General features: G+C 70.9%; 10 protein-coding genes and 2 tRNA genes. 9 read left to right on the top strand and 3 right to left on the bottom strand.

The genetic code is table 11. The features are described from left to right. Nucleotides 1-128: 128 nt before the first annotated feature. Nucleotides 129-299 carry a DUF5679 domain-containing protein gene (locus ACIBD9_RS31755; RefSeq protein ID WP_167457767.1) on the bottom strand — a complete coding sequence of 57 codons (171 nt, stop codon included), beginning with the start codon at nt 297-299 and terminating at the stop codon, nt 129-131. 514 nt (nt 300-813) lie between these two features. On the opposite strand from ACIBD9_RS31755, the gene ACIBD9_RS31750 reads away from it, so the two are divergent. Then, on the top strand, nt 814-1,344 hold the full coding sequence (locus ACIBD9_RS31750) for a M48 family metallopeptidase (RefSeq protein ID WP_238661599.1): 531 nt from the start codon (nt 814-816) through the stop codon (nt 1,342-1,344). Between the two features lie 216 nt (nt 1,345-1,560). Further along, nucleotides 1,561-2,169: a hypothetical protein gene (locus ACIBD9_RS31745; protein WP_396723186.1), complete on the top strand. Its 609-nt coding sequence runs from the start codon at nt 1,561-1,563 to the stop codon at nt 2,167-2,169. Nucleotides 2,170-2,311: 142 nt separating this feature from the next. Here the strand turns inward: ACIBD9_RS31745 and ACIBD9_RS31740 are convergent, their stop codons facing one another. Then, nucleotides 2,312-3,568: a zinc-dependent metalloprotease gene (locus tag ACIBD9_RS31740; RefSeq protein ID WP_396723190.1), complete on the bottom strand. Its 1,257-nt coding sequence runs from the start codon at nt 3,566-3,568 to the stop codon at nt 2,312-2,314. Between the two features lie 184 nt (nt 3,569-3,752). Here ACIBD9_RS31740 and ACIBD9_RS31735 point away from each other — a divergent pair, with 184 nt between their 5' ends. The 6 genes from ACIBD9_RS31735 to ACIBD9_RS31710 all read left to right on the top strand — a co-directional run bounded on the left by ACIBD9_RS31735 (nt 3,753) and on the right by ACIBD9_RS31710 (nt 9,843). Continuing rightward, nucleotides 3,753-4,766 (top strand): PDZ domain-containing protein, encoded by a 1,014-nt coding sequence (locus ACIBD9_RS31735; RefSeq protein ID WP_387168954.1) that lies wholly within the window; start codon nt 3,753-3,755, stop codon nt 4,764-4,766. 96 nt (nt 4,767-4,862) lie between these two features. Further along, nucleotides 4,863-7,847, top strand: coding sequence for a UPF0182 family protein (locus ACIBD9_RS31730; protein WP_396723184.1), 2,985 nt, complete (start codon nt 4,863-4,865; stop codon nt 7,845-7,847). Between the two features lie 191 nt (nt 7,848-8,038). After that, entirely contained in the window at nt 8,039-8,548 is a 510-nt protein-coding gene (locus ACIBD9_RS31725; protein ID WP_396723182.1) for a SigE family RNA polymerase sigma factor, read from the top strand. Beyond that, on the top strand, nt 8,538-9,467 hold the full coding sequence (locus ACIBD9_RS31720; RefSeq protein WP_396723181.1) for a hypothetical protein: 930 nt from the start codon (nt 8,538-8,540) through the stop codon (nt 9,465-9,467). The genes ACIBD9_RS31725 and ACIBD9_RS31720 overlap by 11 nt, the downstream gene beginning before the upstream one ends. A gap of 88 nt (nt 9,468-9,555) precedes the next feature. Further along, nucleotides 9,556-9,629 (top strand) — tRNA-Met (locus ACIBD9_RS31715). Nucleotides 9,630-9,766: 137 nt separating this feature from the next. After that, nucleotides 9,767-9,843, top strand: a tRNA-Met gene (locus ACIBD9_RS31710). A 116-nt stretch (nt 9,844-9,959) separates the two neighbouring features. Here ACIBD9_RS31710 and ACIBD9_RS31705 read toward each other — a convergent pair. Next, nucleotides 9,960-13,739 (bottom strand): S8 family serine peptidase, encoded by a 3,780-nt coding sequence (locus tag ACIBD9_RS31705; protein WP_396723180.1) that lies wholly within the window; start codon nt 13,737-13,739, stop codon nt 9,960-9,962. A gap of 163 nt (nt 13,740-13,902) precedes the next feature. On the opposite strand from ACIBD9_RS31705, the gene ACIBD9_RS31700 reads away from it, so the two are divergent. After that, the gene (locus tag ACIBD9_RS31700; RefSeq protein WP_196919617.1) at nt 13,903-14,151 is read left to right on the top strand and encodes a hypothetical protein; all 249 of its coding nucleotides are present in this window, start codon (nt 13,903-13,905) and stop codon (nt 14,149-14,151) included. Nucleotides 14,152-14,175 lie beyond the last annotated feature (24 nt).

The following is a 14,175-nucleotide window of genomic DNA, read 5'->3' as shown; positions in this document are numbered from 1 at the left end:
CTTCGTTGTGTGGGTGGGTGTCTCCCCCCGCCGGGGGGGTGTGGGGGGGGGGGGGGCCGGGGGCGCCCGGGGGGGGGGGGGGGGGGGGGCGCCCCCCCCCCCCCCCCACCCCCGTTCACCCGTTCGGGTCAGACCTTGGCCTTGCCCAGGATGCGGTTCACTGTTGTTCCGCATACCGGGCACTTGCCCTTGGCCATGTTCATTCCGGTCTTCGAGACCTCGACGTGCCCCTCGAAGTCCCGCTTCTCCTTGCACTTCACGCAGTAACCGTTGTAGGTCGTCTGGGCCTGGTCGGCCACGGTGCCCTCCTCGTCTCGTCCGCCGGTCAATGCCGTTCCGGCGGGGTGCCCGGCGGCGGGCCACACGGGGCGCCGGCGCTGGGTCTCACTCCGCGGCCACCTTCGTGACCGCTGGTCCGCGGACCCTACCCAGGTCTGGGCAGTTCCATGTCAGCTGTGCATCGACACTGTGAGCAAGTCGACGTCGAGAGTGTGCATGGCGAAATAGGTCGGATAAGTCAGTTTGGCGGGGACACGCCGACCAAACCCTGACAGCCACCCGTGCGAGTGCCCCCGCAGCGGCATCCGGAGCCGTGATCACCTACGGTTGGGGGAGTGCCGCGTACCGGCGCCATCGGGGTTCACGAAGGGTGACGAGATGGCGCGATGACGCTGCGGTCAAGAAATTTTCGGGACGCCTGGCGACCAATCACCATTTTCTGGGCGCGTGTCGTGCGGTTGACTCTTGCGGACCCCTGGTCAGTACGCATTAGCTTTCCTTCGTGACACGTAGCCGAGGCTGCGCGGGCCAGTGATGGCGGGGACGCGCAAGCCGGTCGTCGAGGTGCGGCGCAGCCAGCGCCGACGACGCACGGTGTCCGCGTACCGTGACGGTGAGCGAGTGGTCGTCCTCATCCCCGACCAGTTCTCCCGCGCCGAGGAGAGCGAGTGGGTCGACCGGATGCTCGCCCGGCTCGCCGCCCGGGAGGGGCGCCTCGCCCGCTCCGACGCCGAGCTCCTGGCTCGCGCCAACCGGCTCATCGACCTCTACCTCGCCGGGTACGCCACGAAAGCGGTACCGGCCAGCGTCCGATGGGTCACCAACCAGAACGGCCGGTGGGGCTCCTGCACACCGGCGGACCGCAGCATCCGCATCTCGCACCGCGTCCAGGAGATGCCCGAATGGGTGATCGACTACGTGCTGCTCCACGAGCTGGCGCACCTCATCGTGCCCAGCCACAACGCCCGGTTCTGGGCGTTGGTCGGTCGCTACCCCAAGGCGGAGCGCGCCCGCGGCTACCTCGAAGGAGTAGCCGCCGCCTCCTGCGCGCCACTCCCCACCTGACGCACAGCTTACGACGCGCGTGATCCGCCTAGATCGACTCGCCTTCCTGAATGCCGCGCTATCGGAGGTGCCGGGACACCGCGACTTCAATGAAGCCGAGTCGATCATGGCGTCAAGCCGCGTCAAGCCGCGTCAAGCCGCGTCAAGCCGCGTCAGGGCGCTCCGGGTCAGGGCCGGGTGGGGTGGGCGCGCGTGGTGGGGCGCTAGGGTCGGGGAATGGCGCGACGGGTGGTGGTGGCGATGCTCGGGCCGGTGCACTGGTCGCCGCCGGGCGTTGACCTGGCGGAGTGGCGAGCGGCCCTCGCGGAAGACGTCATCGACCTGCTCGCCACGCTGAACGAGGTGGAGGTCGCGGTCGCGGTGACCCCGGCCGACCGGGCGCTGGCCGATGCGCTGGTGTGGCCCGGCACGGCGGTGTACGAGGTGGCCGAGCCGACGCCGAACGCCGTGTTCGCCGCCTTGGAGGGGTACGATCATGCGGCCGTGCTGGTCAGTGACGTGCCTGACCTGCCCGCACTGACCGTCGGCAAGCTGCTCCGCCCACTCACCAGCCGACCGGTTGCGGTGGCTCCGGTCGAGGGCGGCGGGCCGGGTCTGCTCGGGGTCGCGGTACGACTGCCCGCGCCGGGCTGGCTACCGACGCTCGAGCTGGACACGGCGACGCCGGCTGAGGCGCGCGCGAATGCCCCGCGACCGGGTGACGTGGCGGTCACCGCCGGCTGGCGACGACTGCGTGGCCCGGCTGACCTGGCCACGCTGGACCCGGCCTTCGAGGGTTGGGAAGCGACCCGCGCCCTGCTCTCCGGGTCGGGCCGACCCGCCTGACCCGTCAGCCTGCCTGCGGACAGGACCCGAGCCGCCGAGCCCCCGGCAGCCAGCCCCGCTGACCAGCCAGCCCTGCGAACACGCCCGGGTGCCCGCTGTCGATCAAGCGGGCACCCGGGCGCAGAACGTCGTTACGCGGGCGTCAGGACTTGGCGTCGCCCTCACCGTCGGTCTCATCGGGCTGGCCCGACTGGCCCGACTGGCCCGACTGGCCGGGCTGCCCGGGGGCCTTCTCCTCCACGCCGCCGGGGGCGGTGAAGTCGAAGCTGTCCAGCTCGCTGAGGTCCATGTCGTTCATCGCGAACGCGACCGGGTCGGCGAAGTCGTCGTCCGACGGGAGCAGGTCCGGGTGGCCCCAGACGGCGTCGCGGCCTTCGATGCCACGGTGCTGGGTGAGCGCGGCCCAGAGTGCCGCCGCCTCGCGCAGCCGGCGGGGGCGCAGTTCCAGACCGACCAGCGCGGCGAAGGTCTGCTCGGCGGGACCGCCGGCGGCCCGGCGACGGCGGAACGCCTCGCCCAACCGGACGACGTTGGGCAGCCGGTCGCTGGCGGCGCTGTCCACCACGTGGCACACCCAGCCCTCGACCAGGGCGAGTGCGGTCTCCAGGCGGGCCAGTGAGGCCTTCTGCGCCGGGGTGTCCTCCGGGGTGAAGATGCCCTCCAGGGCGATCGCCTGCATCGACTCGGGGTCGGTCGGGTCGACCCGACCCATCGCCTCCTCGATCGCCTCCCGGTTGACCCGGATGCCCGAGGCGTACATCTCGACCGCGCTGAGCACGTGCCCACGCAGCCACGGGACGTGCTGGAACAGCCGCTGGTGGGCGGCCTCGCGCAGCGCCACGTAGAGGCGGACCTCGTCCTCGGGCAGCTCCAGGCCCTCGCCGTACGCCCGGATGTTGGCCGGGATCAGCGCGGCCGTGCCGGCCGGGCCGAGCGGCAGCCCGATGTCGCCGGCGGAGAGCACCTCCGCGGCGAGCGAACCGAGGGCCTGCCCGAGCTGGCCGCCGAAGAGCGCGCCACCGAGGGAGGCCACCATCGACTGCATCGGGCCGAGCTGGGCGCGCGCCTCCGGTGGCACCAGGTCACCCATCGCGCCGACCATCCGGCTGGCGACCGGGTCGCACAGCTTGCGCCACACGTCCAGCGTCTTGAAGATCCACTCGTTGCGGTTCCAGGCAACCGGGTTCTGGATGCCAGAGGGCCACGCCGAGGCGGGCTCCAACCACAGGTCGGCGAGGCGCAGCGCCTCCTCGACCGCGTTGCGTTCGTACATCGACACCGCCGGGTCACCGGCGGCCGAGAGCTGGCTGGCGGCTACCTGCCGGGCCAGGTCCCAGTTGACCGGCCCGCTGCCCGGCGCGGACAGCAGGTGCTGCAACTGCGACATGAACTGCTGCATCTGCGCGGGATCGTTGGGGTCTGGTGGCTGCCCACCCGGGAGCGCGAAACCGAACGGAATATCAGGCACGACATCTACGGTACGCGGACCGCGCCCCAGGTCGCCGCCGCTGGCGTTGCGCTGAGGGCGAAGTCGCGCGGCGCATCCGGCGGATGGCCCGCGACCGGTCGGTACGCTCTGCGGCATGAGACGTCGCGGCCTGACGGTCCTGCTCGGTGCCCTGTTCACCGCCCTGCTGAGCATCGGGGTGCTCCGGGTGCCGATTCCGTACGTGGTGCTGGGCCCGGGGCCGACGGTCAACACCCTCGGTACCACCGACGGTAAGGAGGTCATCCAGGTCTCCGGCCGGGAGACCTCGACCTCGGCCGGCCAGCTGCGGCTGACCACGGTGGGGGTGCAGCCCACGGTGCGGTTGCGGGGGGCGATCGCCGGCTGGTTCTCGGACGACGAGGCGGTGGTGCCGCGCGAGCTGGTCTACCCGCCGGGGGAGTCGACGGAGCAGGTCGAGCAGCGCAACGCGGAGGACTTCAAGGCGTCGCAGACCAGCGCGGAGACCGCCGCGCTGCGGGAGTTGGGCTTCCCGGTACAGGTCGTGATCAAGACGGTGGCCGGGGACGGCCCGGCGGCCGGGGCGCTGAAGGCCGGCGATCTGATCACCTCGGTCGACGGTCAGCCGGTGCCGGTGGCCGCGAAGGTCACCGAGCTGGTCCGGGCCAAGCCGGCGGGCACGGCGTTGACCATCGGCTACACCCGTGACGGCGTGCCGGCCACCGCGACGGTGACCAGTCAGGAGCAGGACGGCCGACCGCGGATCGGCGTCGAGATCGATCAGCAGCAGCCGCACCCGTTCACGCTCGGCATCGACCTGGGGGACATCGGTGGGCCGAGCGCCGGCCTGATGTTCGCCCTGGGGATCGTGGACAAGTTGACCCCGGCCGACCTCACCGGCGGCCAGGTCATCGCCGGCACCGGCACCATCGACGACGAGGGCGCCGTCGGCCCGATCGGCGGGATCGCACAGAAGCTGGTCGGCGCCAAGCGCGCCGGGGCCAAGGTCTTCCTGGTGCCGGCGGACAACTGTGCGGAGGCGGTCCGTAACCCGCAGCCCGACCTGCCGCTGTTGCGGGTGGGCTCGTTGGACGAGGCGATGACCGCACTGGAGACGTTGCGTGCGGGCGGTCAACCGACGCGTTGCTGACCGGTGTGACCGTGCCCCGACACGCTCAGGAACACCCCGTACTCTGGGTGCCTGGTCGGAGCCGATCATATCGAGCGTGCGGAGCCAACAGTGGTCATGCGTAGCAGCAGCCCCCTTCCGAGGATGAGCCGGCGCGGACGCGTCACCATCGCTGTCCTGGTCGGGGTGTTCGTGCTCTTCACCCTGCTCGGCTGGGGTGTCCAGGCGTGGACCGACTGGCTCTGGTTCGACGAGGTCCGCTACACCGAGGTCTTCACCGGCGTCCTGCTCACCCGCCTGGTGCTCTTCCTCGCCATCGGCCTCGGCATGGCGATGATCGTCGGCGGCAACCTGTGGCTGGCCTACCGGTTGCGCCCGCGGCTGCGTCCGCACTCGGTGGAGCAGGCGACCCTGGAGCGCTACCGGATGGTGCTCAGCCCGCGTCTCGGCACCTGGATCTCGCTGACCGCCGCGGTGGTCGGGCTCTTCGCCGGTCTCTCCGCGCAGAACCGGTGGAACCAGTGGCTGCTCTTCCGCAACGGCGGTGACTTCGGCATCAAGGACCCGGAGTTCGGGGTCGACATCGGCTTCTACGTCTTCCAACTGCCGTTCTGGCGTTACCTGCTCGGGGTGGCCTTTACCGCGGTGGTGCTGGCCGTGATCGGCGCGCTGGCGGTGCACTACCTCTTCGGCGGTGTCCGCCTGCAGGGCGTCGGTGACCGGATGAGCAACGCGGCCCGCGCGCACCTGAGCACCCTGGTCGCGGTCTTCGTGCTGTTGAAGGCGATCGCGTACGTGTTGGACCGGCGGGCCATGCTGCTGGAGTACAACGAGGGCGCCAAGTTGTACGGCGCCGGCTACGCCGACGTCAACGCGTTGCTGCCGGCGAAGGAGATCCTGGCCTACATCTCCATCGTGGTGGCGATCGCGATCCTCGTGTTCTCCAACGCCTGGATGCGGAACCTGGTCTGGCCGGGGATCTCGCTGGCGCTGCTCGGCGTGTCCGCGGTGGCCATCGGCGGCATCTACCCCTGGGCGGTGCAGACCTTCGAGGTCAAGCCGAGCGCCAAGGACAAGGAAGCGCCGTACATCCAACGCAGCATCGACGCGACGCGGGCGGCGTTCGGGCTGGGGGCCACCGAGACGACCCCGTACGCGGCGAACAACCTCACCCCACCGGCGAACCTGGCCACCGACACCTCGGTGGTGTCGAACGTGCGGCTGCTCGACCCGCAACTGGTCAGCGAGACGTACACCCAGCTCCAGCAGGTGCGTGGCTTCTACGACTTCGGTCCGAAGCTGGACATCGACCGGTACGGCGTGAACGGCAAGGTCTCCGACTACGTCGTCGGCGTCCGGGAGATCAACTACGGCGAGCTGACCGACCAGCAGAACACCTGGATCAACCGGCACACCGTCTACACCCACGGGTACGGGCTGGTGGCCGCCCCGGCCAACCAGGTGGTCTGCGGTGGGCAGCCGTTCTTCGTCTCCGGCTTCCTCGGCGAGAAGACCCAGGAGGCGTGCTCCTCGCAGACCGAGCAGATCCCGGCCAAGCAGCCGCGCATCTACTACGGCGAGCGGATGGCCGCCGACGACTACGCCATCGTCGGGCAGTCCGACCCGAACAAGAAGGCCGAGTTCGACCGGCCGGTCGGTGAGGGTGGCGGCGAGTCCTACACCTACACCGGTGAGGGCGGTGTGGAGATCGGCTCCTTCACCAGTCGGCTGCTGTACGCCATCAAGGAGCAGGAGTCGAACTTCCTGCTCTCCGAGGCGGTCAACAAGGACTCCAAGCTGCTCTACGTGCGCAACCCGCGCGACCGGGTGGAGAAGGTCGCGCCGTTCCTCACCCTGGACGGCGACCCGTACCCGGCGGTGGTCGGCGGTCGGGTGCAGTGGATCGTGGACGGCTACACCACGGCGGCCTCCTACCCGTACGCGGAGAAGGTCAACCTGCAGACCGAGACCACCGACGAGTTGACCAACCGGGGCACCTTCCAGCTGGCCCGGGAAGACGTCAACTACATGCGCAACTCGGTGAAGGCCACCGTCGACGCGTACGACGGCACGGTGAAGCTCTACGAGTACGACGACACCGACCCGGTGCTCAAGGCGTGGAACAAGGCGTTCGGCGGTGACCTGGTGCTGCCGAAGGCGGAGATCCCGGTCGAGCTGACCGAGCACCTGCGCTACCCGGCGGACATGTTCAAGGTGCAGCGCAACCTGCTCACCAAGTTCCACGTGACGAACCCGGGCGACTTCTACTCGGCACAGGACTTCTGGCAGGTGCCCAACGTGCCGGACGCGCCGGACAGCGGCCAGAAGCAGCCTCCGTACTACCTGTTCACCCAGTTCCCGGGGCAGGAGAGCCCACGGTTCCAGCTCACCTCGGCGGTCACCCCGAACGGTCGGCAGAACCTCGCCGCGCTGATCTCCGGGTCGTACGTCGAGGGGAAGCCCCGACTGGAGGTGCTGGAGCTGCCGGACCAGACCCGGATCTCCGGCCCGGTGCAGGTGCACCAGCAGATGACCAACAACGCGAACATCCGCCAGCAGCTCAACCTGCTCTCCAGCAACCAGGCGCAGGTGCAGTACGGCAACCTGCTCTCGTTGCCCTTCGCCGACGGGATGCTCTACGTCGAGCCGGTCTACGTGAAGAGCAACCAGCAGGACGCGTACCCGCTGCTGCAGAAGGTGCTGCTCTCGTACGGTGACGGTGGCTCCTTCGTGGCGCTCGCCGACAACATCAACGACGGCATCAAGCAGTTGGTCGAGCAGGGTAAGAAGGCCGGGCAGGGCACGTCGCCGCCCCCGACGACCGGGGGCAACCCGACGACGCCGACGCCAACGCCGTCGGGGACGGCGACCCCGGCGCCGACGGTGACCCCGAGCCCCGGCACCCCACCGCCGACCGGTGACCTGGCTGCCGCCGCGGACCGGGTGCAGACCGCGATCACCGAGGTCCGGGCCGCACAGACGTCCGGCGACTTCGAGCGGTACGGGCGTGCGCTGAAGGCCCTCGACGAGGCGCTCACCGCGTTCCAGCAGGCGCAACAGGCCGCCGGTGGGCCGGGCGCCAGCCCGAGTGCGGGAGGCTGACCCGCCACCGCACGCAGTTCCTCTCCGAGCCCCCGTCGCGCGGACCGCATCAGGTCCGAACGGCGGGGGCTCGGCGGTTGTCCTGATCTGTGCGTGTCTGTCACGTCACCGACAGCACCCTCCACCTCCGCAACCTGCGACGCCGGTCCGCCGTCCTCAAAGCAACGGGGTGGGGACGAGGGGGAACAGTCGTGCGGGACGCGCAGAGTTTCGATGACTTCTACCGCAGCACTGCCCGGCGGACGCTGCGGTACGGCTATGCGGTCGCCGGCGACCACAGCGAGGCGCAGGACCTGGTGCAGGAGGCGTACACCCGGGCGTGGCGGCAGTGGGGGCGACTGTCGTCGCATCCCGCGCCGGAGGCGTGGCTGCGGCTCGTGGTGGCCCGGTTGGCGACCGACCGGTGGCGGCGTCTGCACCGTAGGCGGGTGGTGCTGAGCCGGAGCGGACCACCGGCGGTGGCGCCCCCGCCGAGCGAGGACGGGGTGCTCCTGGTCGGGGCGCTCCGGCAACTGCCCGCCACGCACCGGCAGGCGCTGGCCCTGCACTACCTCTTCGACATGTCCGTCGAGGAGATCGCCCGGGAGACCGGCGCCCCGGTCGGCACCGTGAAGTCCTGGCTGTCCCGAGGCCGGTCCCGGCTGGCCGCGCTGCTGCCCGACCTCTGCGCCGTGGAGTTGGAGGCGAACGATGTCAGTTGAACTCTCTGACCTGTACCGGTCGCTCAGCACTGTCGCGGACGGCCACGAGCTGACCCATCCCGAGTCGCTTCGGCGGTTCGCCGACCGGCGGGCACGAGTCCGGGTCGCCGGCTCGACGCTCGCGGTGGCGCTGCTCGTGGGCGGGGTGGCCGTCGGTGGCCGGCTGGCGTACCCGCCGGACGGTTCCGCACCGCTGCCGCCACCCGCCGACACGCCTGGCCCGGTGCCGACCGGGGCGACCGTGCCTTCTCCGCCGTCAACTACGCCGCCCTCGGCGCCCTCGTCGCCGCCGTCGCGGACCACCCCGAGCGGTACGCCGTCGCAGCCGGTCAGCGGCCCGGCGGCACCCCGGCCGCCCACCTCGATTCCGGACCGCGCCTTCTTCGTGCTGGCGGCCCCGAACCGGACCGGGTTGGAATCGTCGGGGGAGGGCCCGGCACTGCCGACGCTGTGCGGAACGCGCCTCTCCAGCGACTCGGCAGTGGTCCAGCGCCGGGGCCGGTACCTGGCGTACAAGTTGGCGGAGACGCCGACGGGGCACGTACCGGACGGCAGCTACCGGCACACCATCACCATCTACCGGGCGGGCCGCGCCGACGACGCCTTGCGTGAGCTGCGGCAGGCCGTGCGTGGCTGCCCCGACCAGAGGCTGCCCGACGACAGCAGGAGGTGGCGACAGCGGCTGCTGACCCCGGAGGCGTACGGGGACGAGTCGGTGCTGTTCGAGATGCGGGCCCCGATGCCGGACGGGATGGGCGAGCCGGGATCGGAGGAGGTGCGGCTGGTCCGGGCGGTCCGGATCGGCGACGTGGTGACGGTGCTCTGGGAGCAGGGTTGGGAGCACACGACTGTCGTCCGGTCCCAGGTCGACGCCGACAGTCGACGGGCGGTCGCGGCGATCGAGACCTGGCTCGACTGACAACGGCCCAGGTCAGAGGTGTCCGTGTCGGCGGTATCGGAGTCGCTTTGCGGTGCCCCGGGTCGGTGCGCTACGGTTAGCGAACCGACGCGGGGTGGAGCAGCTCGGTAGCTCGCTGGGCTCATAACCCAGAGGTCGCAGGTTCAAATCCTGTCCCCGCTACGAGAGAAACACCAGTTCGAAGCCCGTCCCCGGTCCACCAGGGGCGGGCTTTCGACATACCGGGGTGGCGGGCCCCAGCGGTTGGTGACCCCCGCTGATCATCGTTCGGAACGGGTGGGTTAGTCTTAACCAGTCGACGCGGGGTGGAGCAGCTCGGTAGCTCGCTGGGCTCATAACCCAGAGGTCGCAGGTTCAAATCCTGTCCCCGCTACCACGGAAAGTGATATGAGTCCGGCCCCCACTGTGTGGGGGCCGGACTTGTTTGGTGCGGCTGCGCAATGGTTGCCCCCGGGGGGCCGGCACCGCGCAGGCGCCGGCCCCCCGCGGGTCCTACCGCAGGCCGAAGGCCCGGGTGACGGTCTGGGTGACGGCGCCACCGCTGCGCTGCTTGGCGGTGACCCGGATGGACACGAAGTCAGCCCGGTGCGGCGCGTTCAGCGACGCCTGCCAGGTGCCCTTCTTCTCCCTCAGGTTCTGCCGCTGCCAGGTCGCCCCGTCGTCGTAGGAGATCTCCAGCTGGAGCGACGACACGGCATCCCGAGCGGCGGTGCTACCCACCACCACGGGCGTGATCGCGAAGTCGGTGCGGCGCTTCGTCCGACCCGCGAAGTCCACGTCCGTCCCGTAGTCCAGTTGGACCAGCGGGATTGCCTGCACCTCCGCGCTGCCGCCGGAGACGAAGCTCCACTCGGTGTGCGTGGCGGTCGAGTACGGGCTGAACTCGGGCTTGCCCTTGGTCTCGACGACCAGCCGGTACGGCAGTTTCTCCGGCGATAGGTCACCCGCGCCGACCTCTGGCCAGCCGTCGAACTGGGTCAGCTGCTTGTCGCCCTGATAGAACGTGGCGATCTGCGACATGCTGGCCCCGCCGCTGTGTGCGGCGCCCGCGTCGCCGAACCCCTGGATGTAGGCGCTCATGGCGGTCTCGCCACGGAACGGGATCTCGGTGCTGAGCAGCCGTGGCCGGGTGATGGGCCCGAACCAGCGGTCCTTCTGGACACTGCCCGGCCGGTAGGCGATGGCCTCCGTGTTGGACCGCGCCCAGTCGGCGACGTCGGCGTACTGCATCCATCTGATCCCGCCACCCGCGGAGACCCAGTCGGTACGCGGCCCCGGCGCGACCGGCTCGAACGGGAACCCGCGTGCCGCCGCGTACTCGTACGGCGGGAAGTCCATCCGCGTCTCGCTCGACTGCTTCCCCGGGGGCGGGGAGAAGGTGAGATCGATCCGGGCGAGGTTGCGCGGGTCGGTCTTGGCAGACGGATCCTTCGGCACCCCGCCACGGTGGTAGTCCACGAGGTCGTACAGGTACTTCGCCCTGGGGTGGGCGACCACGACCAGTCGTACCCCGTTGCGGCCCGCAGCGGTGATCTTCTGGATCAGCGCCTCGCCCTCGTCCATCGTCACCGAGGCCACCGGGATCGGCCCGGTCGTCACGGCGTCGGGGTTGCCGTACCAGTCGCTCTTGCGTCCCGCCCGGTCGTTGACCACGACGAGCATCGCCGCGCCGGCGGTGTGCGCCGCCGCGGCCTGATCCGTGGGGGTCACCGAGTCGTCGCCGCGGACGACAACGGCCCTGCCCCGGGCGGAGAGGCCGGCGTAGTCGGCGGCGCCGCCGACGCCCGCGAAGACCGCGTCCAGGCGCGAGGTGCCGTCGGGCAGCGGCGGGGAACCGGGCTGCGCGAGCGGGTCGCTGAGGTGCCGACCCTGGTAGCTGATCGCCAGCGGCGTCTGCTCGGCGCGGATCCGGGTGGTGAAGACGAAGCTGCCCTTCTTCACCTTCTCCCCGGTCGGCAGGGCCCACAGGCTGTCGTAGGCGGCGCCCGGCCAGAAGGTCTCGCGCAGGGCGCTCCAGTCGGTGGGCGTCGGCTCGCTGGAGGTGAAGGAGCGGTACACGTCGATCCTGCTGTTGACGACGGCGGTCGGCTGGGGCGTCGCCACCTTCACCTGGCGGGCCCGTGCGGCGTCGAGTTCCACGACCCGGTTGGTCGTCAGGTCGACCTCGGGAGCGGTCAGCATCGCGAGGCCGAGGGAGCGGGGTCCGTACAGACCCTCGACGTCCGCCGCGGCGACGACGGTGTAGGAGCCGGGGGCCAGGCGGGCGGTGAGCTTCCCGTCCGGCACCCACATGAAGGCGGAGCCGGTCTCGGCGTTGACGACCTCGACCTCGCCGCTCATGGGCCGGCCGGCGCGGTCCCTCAGGTTGATGGTGAGGTCGTACTTCTTGGACTCGACGGCGACCCCGACGGCGGTGTGCACCTCGCCGGCCGCGAAGCGGGCCGCGACCTGGGCGGAGTACCTGCCGGCTGGAAGGCCGGCCGGGGCCACCACGACGTCGGCCGTCGCGCTCGCCCGAGCGGGCACCGTGACGCGGTCGGCGGTCGTGGTGAACGTCTGCGCGGGGGAGGCGCCGCGGTCGACGGACAGCTCCAACGTGATCGGGCTGTCCGTGGTGTTGGTGTAGGTGATCGTCCGCTTGGTCGGCTGTGGAGTGCTGCCCGGCGACCACCTGACGAGTCCGGCGTCCACCGACCCGGACGCGATGACCTGGTCCTGGTGGTAGGCGGCGGCGACGTTCAACCGACCGCTGCCGGCCTGGTAGGCGTTGTAGTCGGGCGTGCGGACGCTGGTGCTCATCAGCGCGTCCTTGATCTGGCGCGCACTCCAGGTCGGGTGCTTCTGCACCAGCAGGGCGGCCGCCCCGGCGACGTGGGGCGCCGCCATCGAGGTGCCACTGTCGACGCGGTAGTAGCCCTCACCCCAGGGGATGTGCTGCGAGCGCGCCGCCAGCACGTCCACCCCGGGAGCGGTCATGTCGGGCTTGAGGGCCTCGTCGTTCATCCGTGGCCCGACGCTGGAGAAGTCCGCCAGGTGGTCGGAGGTGTCCACCGCGCCGATGGTCAGCGCGGCGTCCGCGGTGCCCGGCGCACCGAGGGTGTACGGATCTGGTCCGCTGTTGCCGGCGGCGACGACGAAGAGCGCGCCCGTCTCGGCGGTCAGCTGGTTGACGGCCTGGCTCAGCGGGTCGTCCTGGGTGTGCCACGCGCTCACGCCCAGGCTCATGTTGATCACCTTGGCGTGCTCGGCCCGCGCGGCCCACTCCATGCCCGCGATGATCCCCGAGATCGACCCGCTGCCGTACTCGTCGAGGACCTTGCCGATCACCAGGTCGGCGTCGGGGGCCACGCCCCGTTCCTTTCCGCCGGAGGCGGCGCCCGTCCCGGCCACGGTGGAGGCGGTGTGGGTGCCGTGCCCGTTCCGGTCGATCACGTCCTGCCCGGGGATGAAGCTCTTGGAGGCCACCACCTGGTCGGCGAGATCCGGGTGGGTGGTGTCCACCCCGCTGTCCAGGACGGCGACCCGGACACCGTTGCCGGTGCCGCCCGCGGCCCACGCCGCGGGCGCGCCGATCTGGGCGGTGGTGTCGGCCAGGGTGGCCTTCGCCTTGCCGTCGAGCCACACCTTGTCGACGCCGGCCGTGAAGGAGGGTGCCGGGGTGGCAGCGCTGCGGCCGGTCGGCGACTGTGCACCGGTGAGGGCCGACCAGAAGTCCGCGGCCTGCGCTCGGCGGGTACGGATCGCCTCGCCACGGACGGAGGGAAGCTCCCGCGTGGTCTGCGCGCCCGGCAGCGTGGTGCCGGTCCTGAGCTTCGCCGAACCCGTCGTGCGGGTGACTATCAGGGGGAGTTCGGCGGTTCGCGCGTCGTCGTAGCCCTGGGCGATGAGTCGGGTGACGTCGAACAACTGCTTGTCGAGCCGGCCGGTGGCGAGGTACGGCACCGCCTCGTCCGGGTACACATAGGTGTCCCCGCCCTCGGTGGAGATGCGTACCGAGCCGGTGGCGCCCGGCGCGCGCTTGACGTCCACCGAGGGGGTCGCGCCGTGGACGCCCGGGGTCACCGTCACGCGGTCGCCGGTGATCAGCGTGACCGTGATGGGTGTGCGGTCCGCGTTGCCGCTCGCAGCGGGTCTCGTCGGCGGCGGTGTGGGCGGTGGGGCGCCATGGGCCGCCGTGGGGGTGAGGAGTGCGGCGACGAGGGTGACGCCGACCGCTGCCGCCGCGGATCTTCGGGTGCGAGAGATCCGCGCACTGTCTACAGAGTTGAGCATGAGGCGAATCCGATCACCTCAACAGATTCATGTAAAGATCATCATCTTTGCCGGGACGTTGCGAGCGCGTTGCGCGCCGGCCGGACAGCTTCTGGAGCATCCGGTCCCGTGATTCGGCGTGGACCGACGTGCCGAGGTTGCGCCCTTCGGCGAGGATGGGCACATGTCTTCATTCGGTAAGTGGTGGGGCCGCCTGAGCGCGGTCTTCGGTGCTGTCGTACTTGCGGTCTTCGTGCCCGTGGCGGCCTGGGCGTCCACGGGCACCGGCGAACTCGTGGTGGAGGCCGCCCGGCGGCGCAGCCGCGGCGGTTTCGGGATACTCCCGCTGCTCTGCTGCCTGGTGGTGGTCGCGATCGTCGTGTTCCTGGTGCTGCGGCTGATGCGCAACCGCCGGGGTGGCCCGCCGCGCTGACCGGGCCGGAGGCCCCGACTGGTC

This window comes from Micromonospora sp. NPDC050784, assembly GCF_044456765.1.
Lineage (GTDB): Bacteria > Actinomycetota > Actinomycetes > Mycobacteriales > Micromonosporaceae > Micromonospora > Micromonospora foliorum.
The sequence above is the reverse complement of the archived record's forward strand: the minus strand, read 5'-3'. Positions and strand labels throughout refer to the sequence as shown.